Here is a 22209-nt window from a genome sequence, read left to right on the forward strand (position 1 = left end):
CCTGCCGATATCCCTGGCTATTCTCCGAGCGGAAGAGTGATATCCGCTACGGAGGCTCCCAATGTAACGCCGCGACTTTCCGCCTGCGCCATCGCCTTCACCAGCGCGATGACCGTTTCGCGGATATTTCGGTCGGCAATCTTCAGAAAGGCGCGATTGAGCGCCAATCCCTCTTTCGTTCGCAGGAATTCGGCAACTGGATCAGTATTCGCCGACAGATCCAGCCCTTGCAGCGTCAACGGCTCGGAGTTCTCCTGTTCGAAGAAGAAACTCACCGACGTGTGAAGCACATCGGCGATCCGCTGCAGACGGCTCGCGCCGATGCGGTTGATGCCCTTCTCGTATTTCTGAACCTGCTGAAAGGTCACGCCGATCTGCTCGGCAAGCCGTTCCTGGCTCATCCCGAGCAACTGCCGACGCATTCTTATGCGCGCTCCGACATAGCTGTCTATCGCATTCGCTGTCTTGACATTCATCGTGTGTTTTCAGCCTCGATCGCTTTTTCAATCGGGGAAGCTGTAGTATCCCCTGCATGGCTTTTCCATGGTTGTTTTCACATAGCATACTGGATATGTGATGATCGCGACCGACTGTGATATGAAAGCCCGCCTGGAAAGACGTTAAGTTAGGCAGAAATCACTTGTCCGGAGAGAAAATCGAACAAAAGGCGTACCAATACGGATAGAACTGGGCTGTAATTGCGTCCCGGCTTACGCTAAATGCACTTCAGCGACCGTCGCCCGAGAGTCTTCCCAGCCCCGATCGCCCGAAAATCCATCGAACAAAGCGATGTGGCACGGCACCGGCCGGGCCAGTGCAGGAGAAGCATTGATGGCAACCGTTGCCGAGAGCGCGCCCCGTTTCGAAAAAACAACGATGTCCATCCTCATGGCGGTCAGCTTCTGCCACATGCTGAACGACATCATGCAGTCGCTGCTCGCCTCGCTTTATCCGCTGTTCAAGGCGAACTACGATCTCGATTTCGTGCAGATCGGTCTCCTCACCATGACTTTCCAGGTCACGGCTTCGCTGCTGCAGCCGCTGGTCGGTATCGTCACCGACCGCTGGCCGATGCCCTATTCGCTGCCGGTCGGTATGGCGAGTACCTTTTGCGGCCTCATCCTGCTCGGCAATGCCGGCAGCTTCGAACTGCTGCTGGTTGCCGCAAGCCTGATCGGCTTCGGCTCGGCGGTCTTCCACCCGGAATCTTCGCGCGTGGCCCGTCTTGCTTCGGGCGGTCGCCACGGTTTCGCGCAATCCTTCTTCCAGGTCGGTGGCAATGCCGGCCAGGCGATCGGTCCGCTGCTTGCCGCCTTCATCGTGCTGCCGCTCGGCCAGCACAGCGTCTCCTGGTTCGCCGCCATCGCCATGGTCGGCATGGTCGTGCTGAGCTGGGTCGGCAACTGGTACATGAGCCACAGGCGCCAGAATGCCAGCAAGCCAGCAATAAGCCGGACCCTGCCGCTGGCGCAGAACCGGGTCATCTGGGCGCTGCTGATTCTCGTGCTGCTGACGGCAACCAAGAATGTCTACATGGCCAGCGTGTCGAGCTACTTCACCTTCTATGTCATCGACAAGTTCGAGCTCAGCGTGCAGCAGGCACAGCTGATGCTCTTTCTCTTCCTCGGCTCGGTCGCCGTCGGCACGTTCCTCGGCGGGCCGATCGGCGATCGCTTCGGCGCGCGTTTCGTCATCTGGTTCTCGATCCTTGGTGTCATTCCCTTCGCGCTCTTGCTTCCCTATGCGAACCTTTTCTGGACGGGCGTGCTCAGCATCGTCATCGGCCTGATCTTCGCTTCGGCCTTCTCGGCGATCGTCGTCTTCGCACAGGAACTGGTGCCCGGGCGCGTCGGGCTTATTGCCGGCGTCTTCTTCGGCTTCGCATTTGGGGCAGGGGGGCTCGGTGCTGCGCTGCTCGGCGATTTCGCCGATACCCACGGCATCGATTTCGTCTACCGCATCTGCTCCTACCTGCCGCTGCTCGGTCTCCTGACAGTCTTCCTGCCGCGTATTCCCAAGCGGAAACCAGTCTGAGGCGATACCGCTTACGGACAATCGATCGAGCCGGAATGTCACTGACACTCCGGCTCGATGCATCATGCAGTTTCGCACGTCGCCATCGCCCACAGGCCCGAACGTATTTTTCTCCTCATATGGGGAAGAGGGATCACCATTCCTTTAATCCACTATTTTTATAGATAATATTCGTCCAATAATGACGTCGGTTTCGGCACGATATTGGAAGGAAATGGCATGTCTGCTCCCAAACTGGTCGGCCTTGCGGGTAGTTTCAACCGCCCCTCGAAGACCTTTGCGCTTGTTGAAAACATTGCTGGTCTCGCCGCCGAGAAATACGGCTTCGACAACACCATCTACGACCTGACCGATGTCGGCCCTTCGCTCGGCCAGGCGCTGCGCCGTGACGATCTCGACAGTCGCGCCAAGGAAGTCATCGACGACATCGTCAATGCCGACGTGCTGGTCATCGGAGCGCCAACTTACAAGGGCAGCTATCCCGGCCTCTTCAAGCATCTGATCGACTTGATCGACCCGCATGAGCTGCGCGCCAAGCCGATCATCATCACCGCGACCGGCGGCGGCGACCGGCACGCGCTAATGGTCGAGCACCAGCTTCGCCCGCTCTTCGGTTTCTTCATGGCGCACACGCTGCCGACCGCCGTTTACGCGTCCGACCATGACTTCACCAATTACCGTGTCTCATCCGACCCGCTTTCCAATCGGATCGGGGAGGTCATCGGCGAGCTCACGGCCTTTTTTCCCAGCCGGAATCAAGCGCTTATCGCTGCCGAATGAAGAATGTCGGGATAGGCTTGAAACGGCGCCATGGAGGCGCCGTTTTCGTTTTAAGTCTGTCCTTTTCAAGTCGTCATAGTCCACAAATTTGATGGAAATTTATCCTGCCGATATCGATGGCAGGGCAAGAGTTTTTCCAGCCCTTCTTCCACATCAGACATTCGTGCTTCGCCTCCGATACGCGCATTTGCCATGATCGGCCTGCTCGGGGCGTTGGCCTCATTCAGTCAGACGGGATATAAAATGATCAAGAACAAAAATCTTCACGGCTTCCACCTTTCGCGCCGGTCGGCTCTTGCCGCCGTGGCCGTTTCCGCTGCCGCACTCTTTGCCTTTGCAGCGCCCGCTCCTTCCTTTGCCGAGGACAAGTCGATCAAGGTCGGCATCATGGCCGGCGAGGAGGAGGACATCTGGCGCGTGGTCGCGAGCGAGGCGGCGAAGAAGGGTCTCAAGATCGAGACCATCACCTTCAACGACTATACGCAGCCGAATGAAGCGCTGGAACGCGGCGAACTCGACGCCAACGCCTTCCAGCACCAGCCCTATCTCGACAACCAGATCAAGCAGCACGGTTATCACATCGTTCGCGTCGGTTATACCGGGGTCTGGCCGATCGGCCTTTACACCAAGAAGTACAAGTCCGTCGCCGAGATCCCGGAAGGTGCCGTCATCGGCGTGCCGAACGATCCCTCGAACGAAGGCCGTGCGCTGCGCGTTCTCCAGAACGAAGGCCTGATCAAGCTCAAGGACGACACCGGTATTCTTGCGACCGTCGCCGACGTCACCGACAATCCGAAGAAGATCGAGATCAAGGAACTCGACGCCGGCATCGTCGGTCGCTCGATCGACGATCTGGATGCCGGTATCGTCAACACCGACTGGGCGTTGAAAAGCGGTCTTTCTCCGGCCGAACGCATTGCCCAGGAGCCGATCGCCGACAATCCATACCGCAACTTCATCGCCGTCAAGGACGAGAACAAGGATGCCGACTGGGTCAAGACGCTTGTGTCTTCTTATCAGAACGAGACCGTCAAGACCGAGTTCGACAAGGTTTACAAGGGGACGGGTCTCAGCGCCTATTGATCCGGAGCAGGGCTGGGGTTAAGGCCTGCCGAGAGGCGGTCCGGGCGTTCTTTGCCCGGGCCGCCTTCAGCATTTGTAAGGAAAAACACATGAATTCCTTTGTTTCCACCACGGCGATCGAGGCAGAGCCGCAAACGGCGACCGAAGAAGTGGTGAGGCTTACCGACGTGAAGCGGCGGTTCGGAACCACTGCAGCACTCGACGGCATTTCGCTGACGGTGAAGAGAGGCGAAATCCTCGGCATCATCGGCCGCAGCGGCGCCGGCAAATCGACGCTGATCCGCTGCCTGAACGGCCTGGAGCGCGCCGATAGCGGCGAGATCCTCATCGAAGGCCGAGATATCACCGGACTTTCAGAACAGGACCTGCAGCCGCTGCGCCGCCGCATCGGCATGATCTTCCAGCATTTCAATCTGCTTTCCGCCAAGACCGTCGAGGAAAACGTCGCGCTGCCGCTGAAGATCGAGGGTCTTGCAAAGAGTGAGCGCCTGAAACGGGCGCATGAGCTGCTCGAGCTCGTCGGTCTTGCCGACAAGGCGAAGGCCTATCCCGCATCGCTGTCCGGTGGCCAGAAACAACGCGTCGGCATCGCCCGGGCGCTCGCGGCACGCCCGGCACTGCTGTTGTCCGACGAGGCGACATCGGCGCTCGATCCGGAAACGACCCGGTCGATCCTGGCGCTGCTCAAGGACATCAACCGTAAGCTCGGGCTGACCATTCTGCTGATCACCCATGAGATGGAAGTGGTCCGCGGCATTGCCGATCGCGTCGCGGTCATCGATGCCGGGCGGATCGTCGAGGAGGGACAGGTCTGGTCGATCTTCGCCAACCCGCAGGCTGATATCACCGGGAGCCTGCTCGGCGGCATCCGGCCGCAGCTTCCTGAGCATATCGCTGGCCGGCTGTCGGCGACGGCGGGCAGCGAAGCGATCCTTAGCGTCGATCTTGCCGGCCCGCAGGCGCAAGGCGCGCTGTTTGCCGAACTCTCGGCGGCGCTGCCGCATTCCTTCCGCCTCGTCCATGGCGGCATCGACCACATCCAGAACCAGCCGGTGGCGCGGTTCTTCATCGCCGTTCCCGCGCGCGACCCCGCGCTTGCCGGAAAGGTCGAACAATTCCTGACGGCCCGGTCCGCCCGGGTGGAGGTGCTTGGTTATGACACCGATCATGCTTGAACTGCTGGTTCGCTCCCTTTGGGAGACCATCCTGATGACCGTCGCCTCGGGAGTGATCTCGCTCGTCGCCGGCCTGCCGCTCGGCCTTGCACTGGTCGCGACGGCGCGCGGCGGCATCGCCGAAAATCTCTGGATCAACCGCGTGCTCGGCGGGGTCATCAACGGCTTCCGTTCGGTGCCCTTCATCATCCTGCTGGTGGCGCTGATCCCGCTGACGCGGCTGATCGTCGGCACCGCGCTCGGCACCTGGGCGGCCATCGTGCCGCTCGCCATCGCCGCAACGCCCTATTATGCCCGCATCGCCGAAGTATCGCTGCGCGAGGTCGACCGCGGGCTGATCGATGCCGTGCGCGCCATGGGCGGCAATCGCTGGACGATCATCCGTGAGGTGCTGGTGCCTGAAGCGCTGCCAGGCATCGTCGCCGGTTTCACCGTCACGCTGGTGACGCTGATCGGCGCCTCGGCCATGGCGGGCGCGATCGGCGCCGGCGGCCTCGGCGATCTCGCCATCCGCTATGGCTATCAGCGTTTCGAAACCAGTGTGATGATCGCGGTGGTGGCCGTCCTCATCGTGCTCGTCTGCGGCATCCAGTGGCTTGGCGACCGGCTGGTCGCCAGACTGGACCACCGATAAATCAGCGCCGGAATTGGGCGGCGGGATGAGCGGCGGGCAACCTGCCGTTCCCGCCGCCGAAAAGCTTCTGCCGCAAGGGTCCTGCAGCATAGTCCGCCTTGAAGACACCGCGCTCCTGCAGCACCGGGACGACCAGCTCGACGAAATCGCGCAGGCTTTCCGGCGCCACTGTCCGCGCCAGATTGAAGCCGTCGATTCCATCCTCTTCGATCCATGTCGTAAGATGATCGGCGATCTGGTTGGGTGAGCCCACAATCGGCTTCATCCGGCTGCCGAGCACCATCTGGTCGATGATGTCACGCAACGTTACCGGCTTCGCCGCCTGTTTCGTAATGGCCGCAAGTGCGGATTGATTGGCGTTGGTCGAGCTCTGGTCGATGACGTCGTCCAATCCATACTTCGAAAAGTCGATACCGACGGAGGCGGAGTAATGCGCAAGCGAGGCCTCGACGCTCGCATGGCGGCGGTACCCCTCCAGCTTGTCCCGTGCTTCCTTCTCCGTCCGCCCGACGACAACAGTGATCAGGCTCAGGATTTTCAATGCGTCGGCGCCGCGGCCGAATTCCTCCGCCTTCGCCCGCAGCGCATCGACGGTCGACCTGGCCGCCTTGGGATTGGGCCCGGCGATGAAGACGCATTCGGCGTGGCGCGCGGCGAAATCCCGCCCGCGTGCCGAGGCGCCGGCCTGAAAGAGCAGGGGCGTGCGCTGCGGCGAGGGCTCGGAAAGATGGATGCCTTCCATCCGGTAATATTTGCCGTCGTGACGAACAGTGCGCACTTTGGAGGGATCGGCATAGATGCCGCCTGCCTTGTCACGCAGTACCGCATCGTCGTCCCAGCTCCCTTCCCAGAGCTTGTAGAGGATCTCGAGATATTCCTCGGCTGCATCGTAGCGCGCATCATGTTCCGGCAGCTTGTCGAAACCCATGCTGCGGGCGGCACTGTCGAGATAGCCGGTGACGATGTTCCAGCCGATCCGTCCCTTGGTCAGGTGATCGAGCGTCGACATGCGCCGCGCCAGCAGGAAGGGTGGCTCATAGGTGGTGTTGACGGTGACGCCGAAACCAAGATGTTTCGTCACATAAGCCATCGCCGAAATCGGGATCAGCGGATCATTGACCGGGATCTGCGCGCCCGTCTCGATCACCGGCGCCGGACTGCCCCTGTAGACGTCATAGACACCGACGATATCGGCCAGGAAGATGCCGTCCAGCTTGCCGCGTTCGGCGGTCTTGGCAAACTCTGTCCAGTAGTCGAGATCGGTATAATGCGCTGAGCGATCGCGCGGGTGCGTCCACAGGCCGTGGTTGATGTGCCCGACGCAGTTCATGTCGAAGGCATAGATCTGCATGGTCTTCATGAGGCGGGTCCCAAAGCCGGCAATAGAAATCAAGGATTTGCCGCATTAATTATCCAAGAGCATGATGCCGAAAAGTGCGAGCGGTTTTCGGACGACATCATGCTCTAACTATATAATGTAGAACAGGATTCAGATTTTAGGCCGGCTCGGCCTAAAATCATCCTGTTCGGGCTCTATCGCACGAGGAGCCTGTGAAATGGTAGGGTGGGGATGACAAAAGCCGGAGGAACCGCATGACGAAGAAGACGCTGTCGGATTGGGCCGAGCTTGCGCAAAAGGAACTGCGCCGCTCGCCCGAAACGCTGACCTGGCAGACGCCGGAAGGCATTGCCGTCAAGCCGCTCTATACGGCCGAGGATCTCGACGGCGCCGGGCACCTTGGTTCGCTTCCCGGCTTTTCGCCTTTCACCCGCGGCCCGCGGGCGACGATGTATGCCGGCCGGCCTTGGACGATCCGCCAATATGCCGGCTTCTCGACGGCAGAGGAATCGAACGCCTTTTATCGCCGCAATCTGGCGGCCGGCCAGAAGGGCCTGTCGGTCGCCTTCGATCTTGCCACCCACCGCGGTTATGACAGCGATCATCCGCGCGTCGAGGGTGATGTCGGCAAGGCGGGTGTGGCAATCGACAGCGTCGAGGACATGAAGATCCTGTTCGACGGCATTCCGCTTGGCGAAATGTCGGTGTCGATGACCATGAACGGTGCCGTCATCCCGATCCTTGCCTCCTTCATCGTGGCCGGCGAGGAGCAGGGCGTTCCACGGGCCGAGCTCTCGGGGACAATCCAGAACGACATCCTCAAGGAGTTCATGGTCCGCAACACCTATATCTATCCGCCCGAACCTTCGATGCGGATCGTTGCCGATATCATCGACTATACCGCCCGCGAGATGCCGAAGTTCAACTCCATCTCGATCTCCGGCTACCACATGCAGGAAGCCGGCGCGACGCTGGTGCAGGAACTGGCCTTCACGCTGGCCGACGGCCGCGAATATGTGCGCGCCGCCATCGCTAAAGGCCTGAGCGTCGACGAATTCGCCGGCCGCCTGTCCTTCTTCTTCGCCATCGGCATGAACTTCTTCATGGAAGCCGCCAAGCTGCGCGCCGCCCGCCTGCTCTGGACGCGGATCATGGAAGGGTTTCATCCGGAGAAACAGTCCTCGCTGATGCTGCGCACCCATTGCCAGACCTCCGGCGTCTCGCTGCAGGAGCAGGACCCTTATAACAACATCATCCGCACCGCTTTCGAGGCGATGTCGGCCGTGCTCGGCGGCACGCAGTCGCTGCACACCAACTCCTTCGACGAGGCGATCGCGCTGCCGACGGAATTCTCCTCGCGCATTGCCCGCAATACGCAGCTGATCCTGAGCCACGAAACCGGCGTGACAAAAGTGGTCGATCCCCTGGCGGGCTCCTACTATGTCGAAAGCCTGACGGCCGAGCTTGCCGACAAGGCCTGGGCCTTGATGGAGGAAGTCGAGGCACTGGGCGGCATGACCAAGGCCGTAGCGGAAGGCCTGCCGAAACGGCTGATCGAGGAAGCGGCCGCGCGCCGCCAGGCGGCCGTCGACAAGGGCGACGAGGTCATCGTCGGCGTCAACCGCTACCGGCTCGACACCGAGCAGCCGATCGACATTCTGGAGATCGACAACAGCGCGGTGCGCAAAGCGCAGATCAGACGTATTGAGGAAACCAAGCGGCGCCGCGATGGCGGAGCCGTGCGCGAGGCGCTGGCGGCCCTGGCAGAGATCGCACAGAGCGGCAAGGGCAACCTGCTGGAAGCCGCCATCGCGGCGGCCCGAGCCCGCGCCACGGTCGGCGAAATATCGGATGCCATGCGCGCTGCCTTCGGCGATCATGCCGCGACCCCTGAAGTCATCAAGGGCGTCTATGGCGAGGCCTATGAAAATGAGCCGGAACTCGCCGTGCTCAAGACTCGCATGACGGAGGTGACGGAAGCCATGGGGCACCGGCCGAAGATCATGGTTGCCAAGCTCGGTCAGGACGGACACGACCGAGGCGCCAAGGTGATCGCCTCGGCTTTCGGCGACATCGGCTTCGATGTACTCGCCGGTCCCCTCTTCCAGACACCGGAGGAAGCTGCCGGCGTCGCACTCAGCGAAAAGGTCAATGTCGTCGGCGTCTCGTCGCTGGCGGCCGGTCACAGGACGCTGCTACCGCAGCTGATCGACAGGCTGAGGGAACAGGGCGGTGGCGATATCATCGTCGTTTGCGGCGGCGTTATCCCGCGTCAGGACTATGAATTCCTGCACGAACACGGCGTTGCAGCCGTGTTCGGCCCGGGGACAAATGTTCTCGAAGCGGCAAACTCCGTCCTCGATCTGCTGCAGGGCAGGCGAAGAAACCAGTAGCTGAAGCATTTCCAGGAAAAGTGCGATGCGATTTTCCGCCCGGAAATTCGCAAAATCAAAAAGTTAGAGAAGCCCGCGCTTCGCCAGATTGCTCATCAGCGCCGAAATACCGAAGGTCCAGGGCGGGCATTCGGTGGAAAGGCGCACGGTGTTGACCAGCGCGCCGAGGCCCGCCGAGGAAATCTCGACGACATCGCCGATCTTGTGGGTGAAGCCTTGCTTTGGCGCGTCGCGGTCCTGCGTCGGCGCAAACAGCGTGCCGAGGAAAAGCATGAAACCATCGGGATACTGATGATGGGCGCCGACCGTCTGCTTGACGAGATCGGTCGGGTCGCGGCTGATCTTTGACATCGAACTCTTGCCGTGCAGCACGAAACCGTCCTGGCCGGTGACTTTCAGGTCGAGTTCGGCCTTGCGTACGTCATCCAGGCTGTAACCGGCATCGAACAGGCGGATGAAAGGACCGATCGAGCAGGAGGCGTTGTTGTCCTTGGCCTTGCCGAGCAGCAGTGCCGAGCGGCCTTCGACGTCGCGCAGGTTGACGTCGTTGCCGAGGGCTGCCCCCTTGATCTCGCCGCGGCTGTTGACCGCAAGCACGATTTCGGGCTCGGGGTTATTCCAGGTCGAGATCGGATGCAGGCCGACATCCGCACCCCAGCCGACGGAGGAAAGCACCGGCGACTTGGTGAAGACTTCGGCATCCGGCCCGATACCGACCTCGAGATATTGCGACCACATGCCCTCGTCGATCAGCGCCTGCTTGACCTTGGCAGCCTCCGGCGAGCCCGCTTTAAGATTGGTGAGGCTGCCGCCGATCAGCGTGCTGACACGCTCGCGGATCGAGGCGGCGCGTTCTGGATTGCCGGCCGCCTTCTCCTCGATGACGCGCTCGATCATCGACTGCGCAAAGGTAACGCCGCAGGCCTTGACTGCCTGCAGGTCGACGGGCGCAAGGAGATAAGGGCGCGTTTGATCCGGAGCTCCGGTACTGTTGGCGGCGATGTCCGCCAGCGAGCCAACCGCCTTGCCACTTGCTGCACGGACGAAGGCGGCGGCATCCTGTCGCTCGAGCAGTGCACTCAGCGTCGGCGCCTCGCGCGACGTGATGTCGAGAAGCACGCCCTCGCGTAACGTCACAATGCTCGGTCCCTCCGCTTCGGGATTCCAGATGCGACCGACAAAAAGACCATCCGAAGCGGCGACATCGAGAAGAGCTTGAGACATGGTGATCTTCCATCAAGGCGAGCGAGAAGAGCTCTTTTAAAAATTGCGGGGTGTTGCCGCCCTCCGACCCGGCGACGACCAAAATCGATCACATTCATGAAGACGGGGCAAGATGCGAGGGGAAAAAGACCTTTGCCTGATCGGCTCAAGCGGCGGGCTTCCTCGGGAATCCAATTGCAAAAGGCCACAAAATAACTATTTAGATACAAAATAACTGTTATATTTCAAATGTTTATATACAGGTCGCGACGATTTTGCCCTCCATCTTGCCTTGACAGGAGCCGGCTTTCGTTATCTGTTTTGCGCGACATGGAGGAGGCTGGCGTCAGCCGGCTACACGAAAATCCCAGGAGGATATTGCAGCGATGTTGAGATTTGCCGTCGTCGGAATCGACCATGGGCATACGTTTGATCACGTGAAGGGATTGCTTGCTTCGGGCGGCGAATTCGTCGGCTATTGCCCGCAGACCTCGGTGCCGGCACTGCGCGAGGCCTTTGAGAAGACCTATCCTGACGCGCCGCAGATTGACCGGGAAAAGCTGTTCGACGATCCGTCGATCGACGTCATCTGCATTTCCGCAATCCCCCGCGATCGTGCCGGACTTGCCATTCGCGCGATGAGATCGGGCAAAGACGTGATGACTGACAAGCCTGGCGTGACGACCTTCGCCCAACTCGAGGACGTCAGGCGCACCGTTGCCGAGACAGGCAAGATCTTCTCGATCTGCTTTTCCGAGCGCCACTGCGTGCGCTCCGCCGTCAAGGCCGGCAAGCTCGTCGCCGAAGGCGCGATCGGCAAAGTGATCCAGACGCTCGGCGTCGGTCCTCACCGGCTGCAACTGCCGACCCGGCCGGACTGGTTCTTCGATCCCGAGGCCTTCGGCGGCATCATCGTCGATATAGCTTCACACCAGGTCGACCAGTTCCTGTTCTATACCGGCTCGACCACAGGCGAGGTCATCGCAAGCTCGATCGGCAATTTCGGCATGCCTGACAAGCCCGCCTTCGAGGATTTCGGCGAGGTCCTTCTGCGCTCCGACAAGGCGGCGGGTTATGTCCGTGTTGACTGGTTCACGCCGGAGGCGCTGCCGACCTGGGGTGACGGGCGCCTGACCATTCTCGGCACCGATGGCTACATCGAATTGCGCAAATATATCGATATTGCCGGCCGGCCGGGCAAGGATCATCTCTTCCTGGTCAACGGCAAGGAAATGACCCATATCGATTGCAGCGGCGAAAAGCTCGATTATTTCGACGCGTTCACCGCCGACGTTGGCAACCGCACGCAGACGGCGATGACCCAGGATCACGTTTTTGAAGTCTGCCGTCTTTCGCTCGAAGCCCAGGCGAAAGCCGCGCGCATCGGCGCTCGTTGAGGAGGATATCATGACCAGGAAATTGCGCGTCGGCGTCATCGGCGCAGGCATCGCTGCGCGGCATCTCGCCGGCTTCGGCTGGAACAAGGAGCTTTTCGAGGTTCCTGTGCTCTGCTCGCTCGACGAGGAACGCGGCAAGGCGCTGTGCGAGGAATACGGCATTGGCGAATACACGCAGGATGCGGATGCGCTGTTTGCCCGTGACGATCTCGACATCATCGACATTTCGACGCCGCCGAGCTCGCATTTCGAACTTTGCCGCAAGGGCATCGAATCCGGCAAGCACGTGATCTGCGAGAAGCCGCTCTTCGGCTCGATCGCCGAGGTTGACGAGATGGGGCGCATCCTCGATCGTTACCCCGGCAGGAAGCTGATGCCGATCTTCCAGTATCGCTACGGCTCCGGCCTGCAGAAGCTGAAGCTGCTGATCGAGCGCGGCCTGGCCGGCAAGCCGTTCCTGACAACGATCGAAACCCATTGGTGGCGCGGTCCGGACTATTATGCCGTGCCGTGGCGCGGCAAATGGGCGAGCGAACTGGGCGGCGGCCTTCTCGGCCACGCCATCCACGCTCATGACATGCTGAACTATGTACATGGCCCCTGCGCCGAGGTGTTTTCCTATGGGGCGACGCTGGTCAATCCGATCGAGGTCGAGGATACGGCAGCCCTTTCGGTGAGGATGCAGAATGGCTCGCTGGCGACGCTGTCGATGACGCTGGGTTCGCGCAAGGAGATCTCGCGGTTGCGCTTCTGCTTCAACGACCTCGTCGCCGAAAGCATCATCGAACCCTATACGATGGGCCGTGACCCGTGGACTTTCGTCGCCGGGACAGAGGAACATCAGGCCCGGATCGACGAAGTGCTTGCCGCCTATGTGCCTGGCGAGGATGGCTACACCCGTCAGTTCGAGCTCTTCCACAAGGCGATCGTCGAGGACACCGACCCACCGGTGACGCTGCAGGATGCCCGCAATTCGCTGGAACTGGTAACGGCCGCCTATTTCTCGCAGCGCACCGGACAACCGACGCCGATGCCGATCGCCGCCGATCATCCGCTCTACCGCTCCTGGCTGCCGGCCGGGGAATGGCGTGCTGCGGCCACCGTCTGAATCGGGAAGGGCTCTCCCATGCTGAAATCCTTCGAGCATGTCGGCATGACGGTCAGCGACATGGACCGCACCGTCGATTTCTACTGTGGCCTGCTCGGCCTCAGCCTCGTGCTGCGTAAGACGATGGCGAATGGCATGCAGGTAGCATTCCTCGATGCAGGCGGCGGCATGCTGGAGGTCTTTGCGCCGCCCGGCGGCGCGTCGAGGGCGGTCGACGTGGCTGAAGATACGGCCGGCGTCCGGCACCTCACCTTCCATTTCGACAATGTCGACGAGGCCTTCACCCGCCTTGAACAGGCGGGCGTCGAGATCAAGGAGCGGCCGCGCTTCGCCGTCCACTCCGAGATGCTGAACAAGATCGCCTTCGTTCGCGATCCCGACGGCATCATTGTCGAGCTTGCCGAACGCTCTCAGAGCCGCCAGGGGCTGACACAGGTGCTGCCGATCGCTTCGCTGCGGGCGGTCAGACCGTCCCGCAGCAGATCGATCAGGCGCCGGACAAGTTTTGCTGCCATGCAAGGCTCTCCTCAGCTCGCCAGCTTGGCACTGATGTAGTTGCGCCAGCCGCCAAGTGCGGTGATTTCCTCGGCACCTTTCACCGCATGGGCCTCGCAGACGAAGCCGGAGACGCTGGAACCGTCTTCGAGCGTCAGCTTACCGATGCCGAGGGGTGCCGGAATCTTCTGGACGAACCTGCCGAAAGCATCGGCCGGCAGTGCCCAGACCTCGACCTCCAGCCCCTGACCCTTATGGCCGGGTTCGCGCAGCAGCCCTGGTTTCGCTGGCGTGGTATTGGGCAAGACGAAGAGGCGATAGTCGCCGGCCGTGCGGCAGGTCTTGACCAGACGCCCGCCGGCGCCTGCCAGTTCGTGATTGAGCGGCATGCCGGTCAGATGCGCACCGACGACCGCGATTTCAATGAATCCGTCATCGCCAGGCACAACACGGCTTGCTTCGGGGATCGCAGCCTGCCGGTCGATGCCCATGCCGGAGCTTGCTGCGCGGTGCAGCGCATCGGCAAGCGGCGCCAGCGCGTCGTCGGTGAAGGCAGGTGCAATGACGGTCACGCCGCCCGGCAGCCCACCTTTGCCGAAGCCGGCCGGAACGGCGATCGCCGCGCAATCGAGAAGGTTGACGAAATTGGTGTAGCGACCGAGGCGGCCGTTGAGCACGACGGGATTGGCCAGCATGTCCGCAACGGTGTAGGTGGTCGGTGCGGTCGGCAGCAGAAGCACGTCGGCCTTTGCCCATTCGGCCTCGGTCTTGCGACGCAATTCTTCCAGCCGGTATCGGCCGTTGAAAGCCTCGACCGCGGTCTTGCCCTTGGCGCCTTCGATAATCCCCCGCACCGTCGGGTCGAAATCGGCCGCGTTCGTGGCGAGGAAGGTCTCGACCGCCGCCAGACGTTCGGCGACCCACGGCCCGTCATAGAGAAGCGCGGCGGCCTCGCGGAATGGCGCGTAATCGAAAGGCACGATGGTCGCGCCGAGCGCTCTGGCCCGCTCGATCGCCTGGTCGTAGAGCGCCTCCACCTCCTTGTCGCCGAAGAACTCCCGCTCGGCGTCGGTCAGGACGCCGATGCGCAAACCCGACACAGGCAGGTTCGCCGGCTTGGCGCGACGCGAGAAAGCATCGGCGGCATCGAAGCCTTCGGCGACCTTGCGGATCGCAACACCGTCGCCGACGGTCGCAGCAAAGATGGTGATGCAGTCGACGCTCTTGCAGGCCGGTATAGCGCCGGTATTCGGCAGGAGGCCCGGCGTCGGCTTGATGCCGACCAGATTGTTGAAGGCAGCCGGCACCCGGCCGGAGCCGGCCGTATCGGTGCCGAGCGCAAAGGCCGCAAGGCCGGAGGCCACAGTGACCGCCGATCCGGAACTCGAACCGCCTGAGATATAGGCCGCATCGAAGACCGAACGCGGCGCGCCATAGGGCGAGCGCGTGCCGTTGAGGCCGGTCGCGAACTGGTCGAGATTGGTCTTGCCGATGACGATGGCACCGGCCGCCTTCAACCGGGCAACGACGGTGGAGTCCGCCTCCGGCCGATATTCATAGGCCGGGCAGGCGGCAGTTGTCGGCAGGCCGGCGGCATCGATATTGTCTTTCACGGCAAAGGGAACGCCCCAGAGCGGCAGGCTGTTTGCCTCAGGCGCGCGTGCCATCAAGGCTTTGGCGGCAGCGCGCAGCTCCTCATCCGGCACCGGGGTGATGAAGATTGCCGCATCTCTAGAGGCGGCACGCCGCGCGATCACCTCTTCGATGGCATCGAGCGGCGTCAGACCGGATTGATAGGCGGCGCGAAGGCTTGAGAGATCGAGGATGGTCGGCAGCATGTCAGCATTCCTCCAGAACGACGATGATATCGCCGGCTTTGACGTTTCTTCCCGGCCCGGCGCGCAGATCGCGGACGCGGCCTGCCGCATGGGCGGTGACGTTGATTTCCATCTTCATCGATTCGATGATGGCAAGTGTATCGCCAGCCGCAACCGGGGCGCCCGGCTCGACCAGCAATTTCCAGATATTGCCGGGCACGGCGCTGGCAACACCGAAGCAGCCGTCGGGAATATCCCCATCCGGGCTTTCGCCGGTGCCTTCATCGGTGACGAAGCTGTCGAGCCCGGCTTCCTTCCAGCGCTGGCGTTCGGCATCGAAGGCGGCCTGCTGCGTTGCCTTGAAACGGCCGATCGACGCCGCGTTAGTCTGCAATTCCCTCTCATAGGCGGCATAGGAGAATTCCGTCTCCTCGATCCTGATCGGATAACCCCCATGCGGGAAGGCGGCGCGCGCCTCCGTCAATTCCTGATTGCTGACCGGGAAGAAACGGATCTGGTCGAAGAAATTCAGCAGCCAGGGCTTGCCCCTGGCAAAGGCCGGCGTCTCCCGCCATGTGTTCCAGACCTGGATGGTGCGGCCGAAGAGCTGGTAGCCGCCCGGTCCTTCCATGCCGTAGATGCACATATAGGCGCCGCCGATGCCGACGGCATTTTCCGGCGTCCAGGTACGGGCGGGATTATACTTCGTCGTCACGAGGCGGTGGCGTGGATCGGTCGGGGTCGCAACCGGCGCACCGAGATAGACGTCGCCGAGACCGAGCACCAGGTAGCTGGCATCAAAGACGATATCGCGGACGGCCTGTTCGTCGGAAAGACCGTTGATGCGGCGGATGAACTCGATGTTCGACGGGCACCAGGGCGCGTTCGGGCGCACGAGCTCCTGATATTTGCGCATCGCAAGTTCCGCATCCGGATCGTTCCAGGAGAGCGGCAGATGCACGATGCGGCTCGGCACCGTGACGTCCTGGGCTGCCGGAAGGGTCGCCTCGATCTCGGAGAGCAGCCCGAGCAGGCGCCGGCGCGTCAGCTGCGTGCCGTCATAATGGATCTGCAGCGAGCGGATACCGGGGGTGAGGTCGACGACGCCAGGGAGGCGGGCCTCGACGACCGCCTGCATCAGCAGGTACACCCGCAGCCGCAGCGCGATATCGAGCGTCATCGGCCCATATTCGACGAGCAGATTGTCGTCGCCCTGGCGGCGATAAACGACAGAAACCGGGCCATCCTCGCTGATACCGAGGATCGGCGAACCTGTTTCTTCCGAGGGCCGCCGCACCGCCGGGCCGGCGATCGGGTCTTCCGGCCGAGCCAGCGCATGAAAACGGATACGGTCGCCGGGCTTGAACTGGCCCATCTTCCACTGCTCTTCGCGGGCGATCACCGCCGGGCAAACGAAGCCGCCAAGGCTTGGACCATCGGGCCCGAGGATGATCGGCATATCGCCGGTGAAATCGATCGCCCCGATCGCATAGGCGTTGTCGTGCAGGTTGGAGGGGTGCAGCCCCGCCTCACCGCCGTCGCTTCGTGCCCATTGCGGGGCTGGGCCGATCAGGCGCACCCCGGTGCGGGCGCTGTTGAAATGCACCTCATAAGCCGTCGAAAACAGCGTCTCGATATCGCTGTCCTGAAAGAAATCGGGAGCCCCGTGCGGGCCATAGACGACGCCGACATCCCATTCGCGCGTCAAGGCCGCCGCCTCCGTCGCCGGTCTCACCGGTTCGGCCGGCACCTGCCGGGCAAAATGCAGCACATGCCCTGTCTTCAGGGTGCCGGTGGCGTTACCGCCGAATTGGCCAAGGCCGAAGGTCGCGCGCGAGCCGAGCACAACGGGAGCGGCAAAACCACCGGCGACGGCGAGATAGGCGCGTTGTCCCGGTCCTTCGATTGAACCGATAGATAAAGTCTGACCGGCGCGGATTGTCACCGGGGCGTCATGCGGCAATTTTACGCCGTCGCATATCATTGGCATCCGCGCGCCGGCAAGCGCGATCGTCTGGTCGGCATAAAACCGCAAGGTCGGACCGGAAACGGTCAACTCCAGCGCAGCCGTCAAATCGGCATTGTCGACCAGCCGGTTGGCATGACGGAAGGAGCGCTCGTCCATCGGCCCGCTCGGCGGTACGCCGACATGCCAGAGGCCGAGCCGGCCCGGCAGTTCCTGGATGCTTGACTGCGCCCCGGGCGCGAGAACCTCGACGACATCGGGAACGAAGGCGAAGTCGCGTAGCGCCGTCGTCTTAACTTTGGCGCTGGCAAGCAATTCGGAAGCGGCGATCGCCCTGAGATAAGCGAGATTGGTCTCGATGCCCGATATCGATGTTTCGGCGAGTGCCGCCTTAAGCTTCTCGATCGCCGCCGGCCGGTCTGCCGCCGCCACGATCAGCTTGGCAAGCATCGGGTCGTAGAAGGGCGTGACCTCGGTTCCCGTCTCGATCCAGCCGTCGACGCGGGTGCTTTCCGGAAAAATGACTTCGGTCAAAAGGCCGGCACTCGGGCGGAAATCGGCATGCGGCATCTCGGCATAGATCCGCATCTCGATCGCCGCACCCTTCGGCGTCAGACCCCCAGCACCCGAGAGCACATCCTCGCCGGCCGCCTGACGGATCATCCATTCGACGAGGTCGATGCCGAAGACAGCTTCCGTGACGGGATGCTCGACCTGGAGGCGGGTATTGACCTCGAGGAAATAGAATTCCTGGCGCTGGGGATCGTAGATGAACTCGACGGTGCCGGCTGATTCATAGGAGACCGAGCTTCCCAAATCGACCGCCGCTTTGTGCAGCCGCGCCCTTGTCTCCGCGGTAAGGCCAGGCGCAGGCGTCTCCTCGACGACCTTCTGGTTCCGCCGCTGCAGCGAGCAGTCGCGTTCGCCGAGCGCAATCACGCCGCCCTTGCCGTCGCCGAAGATCTGTACCTCGACATGGCGCGCTTCGGCAACGAAACGCTCGATGTAAACGCGCGCATCGCCGAAGCTGGCGCGCGCGGTCCGCTGCACGCTTTCGAAGGAGGCCTTGAGGCCGGCCGCATCGGCGCAGAGCTGCATGCCGATGCCGCCGCCGCCGGCCGTGCTTTTCAACATGACGGGATAACCGACGGTCTCGGCAGCCGAAAGCGCCTCGTCGACGCTCTGCAAGAGATCGGTGCCGGGCAGTAGCGGCACGCCGCTCGCTTTCGCCAATTCGCGCGCCGTATGCTTCAGGCCGAAGGCCGACAGATGCTTTGGGCGCGGGCCGATGAAGGCGATGCCTTCAGCGGCGAGCCGCTCGGCAAAGCCGATATTCTCCGAGAGGAAGCCGTAGCCTGGGTGCACGGCCTCAGCGCCCGTCGCCTTGCAGGCGGCAATGACGGCATCGACGTCAAGATAGCTTTCGGCAGCAGGCGCCGGGCCGAGGCGGACGGCCTCATCAGCGGTCAGCGCCGGCTTCGAGAATCGATCGGCATCGGAATAGACGGCGACTGAGGCAATGCCCATCCTCTTCAATGTGCGGATGACGCGGACGGCGATTTCGCCGCGATTGGCGATAAGAACCTTGGTGAACATCGATCAGTCCTCGCCGTCCCAGATCAGCACCCGGATCGGCGTCGGATCGAAACCGTTGCAGGGATTGTTGATCTGCGGGCAATTGGAGATGACGCAGAGCACGTCCACCTCCGCCACCAGTTCGACATAGTCGCCAGGCGCGGAAATGCCGTCGACGATGGTCATCTCGCCGTTCGGCTTGATCGGCACGTTCATGAAGAAATTGATGTTCGGCACGATGTCGCGCTTGCTCATGCCGTGTTTGGTCACCTCGATCACGAAATTGTCGCGGCAGGCATGCAGGTATTTGGTGCCGTGGCCAAAGCGCACCGTGTTGCTCTCGCAGGAGCAGGCGCCGGCTGATGTATCGTGCCGGCCGCAGCTATCGGCCGTCATGACCAGCATGACGTTGCCCTCGTTCGAGATGATCTTCGTGCCGGTGCCGATATAGGCGCCACCTTGCGCCCGCATCGTATCCTGGTTGGAATAACGCTCGGCAAAGTCATCGGCGCGATAAAACAGTGTATCGATTGCCTGTTGGCCGTAGCTGTCCTCGATGCGGATGGTCTGACCCTTGCGCACGATGCCGGACCACGGCGCTTCGGCCGGGATGAAATGTTCCTGCACGGCGTTTTCGAGGCTGCGCGAAGCTGAAGTCTTGATGAAATCGGTCATCGTCATCCTCCCTCAGGCCAGCATCGAGGCGTTGTTCTCGAAGCCGCGAAGGGCTTCGGCGGTTGCCGTGCGCGCGAGATCGTCGACTGCGGGTGCGGGCGCGCGAAAGCGCGTGACGATGATCGGCTTCGGTGCATAGACCGGGTCGGGATCGAGCGGATGCGGGCAATTGGAAAGGCCGACGATCATGTCCATTTCGGCGCGCAGCTCGGCATAATCGCCGCTGTTGGAGAGTTTGCCGCGCCAGTGGAAGCCGCCGTCATCGTCGACGCGGACCGGGGCGAAGAGATTGAGGATCGCAGGAATATCGCGCCTGGCAAGACCAAGCTTGCCGGCGACGAGCACGAGATTGTCGCGGGTATTGCGGGTCTTGACGCCCGGATACTTTGCGGCATTCGAAGCTGACGTCGAGCCGCCCATCAGGCAGTCGTGGGCGCCGGAGCTATCCTCGATCAGCGAAAACATCACCCGGCCCATGTCTGAGAGGATGACGCGGCCCTTGCCGAGGGCGGTCGTCCACTGCACCTTGACCGTATCGACGAGATTGAGCCGTTCGCTCGTGTCAGCGGCGTTCCAGGCGACGAGCGCCACAGTCGATCCGCCTTCGCCCTGATCAATGCGGAGCGCCTCGCCGCGCTTCAGCGCGGTCGACCAGTACCAGCCGCCGGGGATGGTTTCCTGATGGATGATCGCAGCCGCATCGATGGCGGCGGCGGGAAGGGGGCTCGGCGCCGGCAAGGCCTTCGGCGCAAATTCCAGCCCCTTCTTCTGATGTTCCTCATAACGCTGCCGGTTGGCGGCGATCTCTTCGGGCGAACGTCTGACATGCATCATGGCTTTTCTCCTGACGGACTGGAAGCCGGGTCGTCCCGGCGAAGGCCCAGAGAAATGACCGGGCCGTCCCGGTCGGGGCTGAAGACGGAGGGCGCGCCGGCAAGCCTGGGCGGCCAGATGGAAATGTCCTTGGTGATCGTCGCGCCGTAGCGCTCCTTTTCCTCCGGGCGGTCACGCCGACGCTCGAAGGCGACAACGCGCGTCGCCAGCGTGAAGGCCTCGCGCATGTCGTGCGTCACCATGACGACGGTCATCTGCGTTTCGTGCCAGAGCCGCTTCATCAATGTGTGGATTTCGGCGCGGATGCCAGGGTCGAGCGCGCCGAAGGGCTCATCGAGCAGCAGCACCTTCGGCTTCATGATCAGCGCCTGCGCCAGTGCCAGGCGCTGCTGCATGCCGCCTGACAGTTGCGCCGGATATTTGTCCTCGGCGCCGGAAAGACCGACTTCGGCAATCAGCCGCCGGGCTTCATCGACGGCGTTGCGACGGGCAGCGCCGAAAAGCTTGGCTTTGTAGCGAGAACCTGAGAGTTCGCGCCCAAGCAGCACATTGCCGAGCACGGTCAGATGCGGGAACACGGAGTAGCGCTGGAAGACGACGCCGCGATCCGGACCTGGCTCCTGCGGCAGAGCTTCGCCGTCCAGCAGGATGGTCCCTCTTGTTGGCCGCTCCTGGCCGAGCAGCATGCGCAGGAACGTCGACTTGCCGCAGCCGGACGGTCCGACGAGCGCGACGAAGGCGCGCGAGGCGACGGTCAGCGACACATCTTCGAGGACGATCTGGTCGCCATATTCCTTCCAGACCTTTTCGATCACCAGTTCGCTCATGCCTGCTTCTCCAGGTCCGACCAGGGGAAGACGGCAATGCGGATGCGATCGAGGATATAATTCATGATCACGGCGAGCAGCGTGATCCAGACGACATAGGGGAAGATGACGTCCATCGAGAGATAGCGGCGGACGAGGAAGATGCGGTAGCCGAGGCCGGAATCCGACGAGATCGCTTCGGCCGCGATCAGGAACAGCCAGGCAGGACCGAGCTGAAGCCTGAGGCAGGTGATCAGCCGCGGCAGGATCTGCGGCAGGACGACGCGAAGGCCGATTTGCCAGGAAGAACCGCCGAGCGTTTCAGCCTTGACGATCTGTTCGCGCGGCAGTTCCAGCGCTTTCAGCGCAAGGTCGCGGATCATCGTCGGCGCAACGCCGATGACGATGAGCGCGATCTTCGAGGCTTCGCCAAGCCCCATGGCGATGAACAGGATCGGCAGCAGCGCCAGCGGCGGCACCATTGAGATAACGGCGACGAAAGGGGAGAGCAGCGCCCTCATATAAGGCAGCATGCCGATCAGCATGCCGATGACGAGCGCAGTAACCGTCGAGATGCCGAGGCCGGCAAACAACCGGATCAGGCTCGCTCCGGTATCGGACCAGAGCAGGTATTCGCCGGTGCGCGGATCGGCGATGAAGGCCAGGCGATCGATCGCATCGGCAAAACCAGCAAGACCGGGCAGTAGCTTGTCGTTGGCATTTTCCGCCAATCGTGCCACCGAGCCGAAAGTGTAGGCAACGATCAGCAGCACGAAGGGCAGCAGCGTCAGGGCAAGTTGCGCGCCCCGGCTCGGCCTTGTGTTGATCCAGCGCATGAGGAAAGCTCCGCTGATGAAGGTCGGACGGCGCGGTCAACGCCGCGCCGCGGCTTTTA

General features: G+C 62.2%; 17 protein-coding genes and 1 pseudogene. 9 read left to right on the plus strand and 9 right to left on the minus strand.

Annotated features, from left to right (window positions below; all coding sequences use genetic code 11):
• Positions 1-17: 17 nt before the first annotated feature.
• On the minus strand, positions 18-476 hold the full coding sequence (locus AC1D2N_RS17215) for a helix-turn-helix domain-containing protein (RefSeq protein WP_018247039.1): 459 nt from the start codon (positions 474-476) through the stop codon (positions 18-20).
• Between the two features lie 355 nt (positions 477-831).
• Here AC1D2N_RS17215 and AC1D2N_RS17220 point away from each other — a divergent pair, with 355 nt between their 5' ends.
• The 5 genes from AC1D2N_RS17220 (at position 832) to AC1D2N_RS17240 (ending at position 5706) form a co-directional block, all read left to right on the plus strand.
• On the plus strand, positions 832-2034 hold the full coding sequence (locus AC1D2N_RS17220; protein ID WP_130654125.1) for an MFS transporter: 1203 nt from the start codon (positions 832-834) through the stop codon (positions 2032-2034).
• 219 nt (positions 2035-2253) lie between these two features.
• Positions 2254-2814, plus strand: a complete 561-nt coding sequence (gene msuE, locus AC1D2N_RS17225) for an FMN reductase (RefSeq protein ID WP_130654126.1) — start codon at positions 2254-2256, stop codon at positions 2812-2814.
• 243 nt (positions 2815-3057) lie between these two features.
• Positions 3058-3897 (plus strand): MetQ/NlpA family lipoprotein, encoded by an 840-nt coding sequence (locus AC1D2N_RS17230; protein ID WP_026231068.1) that lies wholly within the window; start codon positions 3058-3060, stop codon positions 3895-3897.
• An 89-nt stretch (positions 3898-3986) separates the two neighbouring features.
• Positions 3987-5072: a methionine ABC transporter ATP-binding protein gene (locus AC1D2N_RS17235; RefSeq protein WP_130654127.1), complete on the plus strand. Its 1086-nt coding sequence runs from the start codon at positions 3987-3989 to the stop codon at positions 5070-5072.
• Positions 5053-5706: a methionine ABC transporter permease gene (locus AC1D2N_RS17240; RefSeq protein ID WP_018448929.1), complete on the plus strand. Its 654-nt coding sequence runs from the start codon at positions 5053-5055 to the stop codon at positions 5704-5706. The genes AC1D2N_RS17235 and AC1D2N_RS17240 overlap by 20 nt, the downstream gene beginning before the upstream one ends.
• Before the next feature lies 1 nt (position 5707).
• Here AC1D2N_RS17240 and AC1D2N_RS17245 read toward each other — a convergent pair whose 3' ends face one another.
• The gene (locus AC1D2N_RS17245; protein ID WP_130654128.1) at positions 5708-7066 is read right to left on the minus strand and encodes an LLM class flavin-dependent oxidoreductase; all 1359 of its coding nucleotides are present in this window, start codon (positions 7064-7066) and stop codon (positions 5708-5710) included.
• A 233-nt stretch (positions 7067-7299) separates the two neighbouring features.
• On the opposite strand from AC1D2N_RS17245, the gene scpA reads away from it, so the two are divergent.
• Positions 7300-9438, plus strand: a complete 2139-nt coding sequence (gene scpA, locus AC1D2N_RS17250) for a methylmalonyl-CoA mutase (protein ID WP_130654129.1) — start codon at positions 7300-7302, stop codon at positions 9436-9438.
• A gap of 63 nt (positions 9439-9501) precedes the next feature.
• Here scpA and AC1D2N_RS17255 read toward each other — a convergent pair whose 3' ends face one another.
• Positions 9502-10662, minus strand: coding sequence for a fumarylacetoacetate hydrolase family protein (locus AC1D2N_RS17255; protein WP_130654130.1), 1161 nt, complete (start codon positions 10660-10662; stop codon positions 9502-9504).
• A gap of 365 nt (positions 10663-11027) precedes the next feature.
• Between AC1D2N_RS17255 and AC1D2N_RS17260 the strand changes: the two genes are divergently transcribed.
• The 3 genes and pseudogenes from AC1D2N_RS17260 to AC1D2N_RS17270 form a co-directional block, all read left to right on the plus strand.
• The gene (locus AC1D2N_RS17260) at positions 11028-12038 is read left to right on the plus strand and encodes a Gfo/Idh/MocA family protein (RefSeq protein WP_130654131.1); all 1011 of its coding nucleotides are present in this window, start codon (positions 11028-11030) and stop codon (positions 12036-12038) included.
• A 10-nt stretch (positions 12039-12048) separates the two neighbouring features.
• On the plus strand, positions 12049-13146 hold the full coding sequence (locus AC1D2N_RS17265) for a Gfo/Idh/MocA family protein (protein WP_018448934.1): 1098 nt from the start codon (positions 12049-12051) through the stop codon (positions 13144-13146).
• Positions 13147-13164: 18 nt separating this feature from the next.
• Positions 13165-13572 (plus strand): annotated as a pseudogene (locus AC1D2N_RS17270) (VOC family protein); the annotation flags it as partial.
• A gap of 101 nt (positions 13573-13673) precedes the next feature.
• Here AC1D2N_RS17270 and atzF read toward each other — a convergent pair.
• From atzF to AC1D2N_RS17300, 6 genes are read right to left on the minus strand one after another with little or no spacing between them, the layout of a single operon-like run.
• Positions 13674-15479, minus strand: a complete 1806-nt coding sequence (atzF, locus tag AC1D2N_RS17275) for an allophanate hydrolase (protein ID WP_130654132.1) — start codon at positions 15477-15479, stop codon at positions 13674-13676.
• Position 15480: 1 nt separating this feature from the next.
• On the minus strand, positions 15481-19020 hold the full coding sequence (uca, locus tag AC1D2N_RS17280; RefSeq protein ID WP_130654133.1) for an urea carboxylase: 3540 nt from the start codon (positions 19018-19020) through the stop codon (positions 15481-15483).
• A 3-nt stretch (positions 19021-19023) separates the two neighbouring features.
• Entirely contained in the window at positions 19024-19674 is a 651-nt protein-coding gene (locus tag AC1D2N_RS17285) for an urea amidolyase associated protein UAAP2 (protein WP_130654134.1), read from the minus strand.
• 12 nt (positions 19675-19686) lie between these two features.
• A complete protein-coding gene (locus AC1D2N_RS17290; protein WP_130654135.1) occupies positions 19687-20508 on the minus strand; it encodes an urea amidolyase associated protein UAAP1 in 822 nt (273 codons plus the stop codon).
• A complete protein-coding gene (locus AC1D2N_RS17295) occupies positions 20505-21335 on the minus strand; it encodes an ABC transporter ATP-binding protein (protein ID WP_130654136.1) in 831 nt (276 codons plus the stop codon). Before AC1D2N_RS17295 ends, AC1D2N_RS17290 begins: the two co-directional genes overlap by 4 nt.
• Entirely contained in the window at positions 21332-22150 is an 819-nt protein-coding gene (locus AC1D2N_RS17300) for an ABC transporter permease (protein ID WP_130654137.1), read from the minus strand. The genes AC1D2N_RS17295 and AC1D2N_RS17300 overlap by 4 nt, the downstream gene beginning before the upstream one ends.
• Between the last annotated feature and the right edge of the window lie 59 nt (positions 22151-22209).

The sequence above is a fragment of the Rhizobium sp. P1_B8 genome (genome assembly GCF_056406515.1).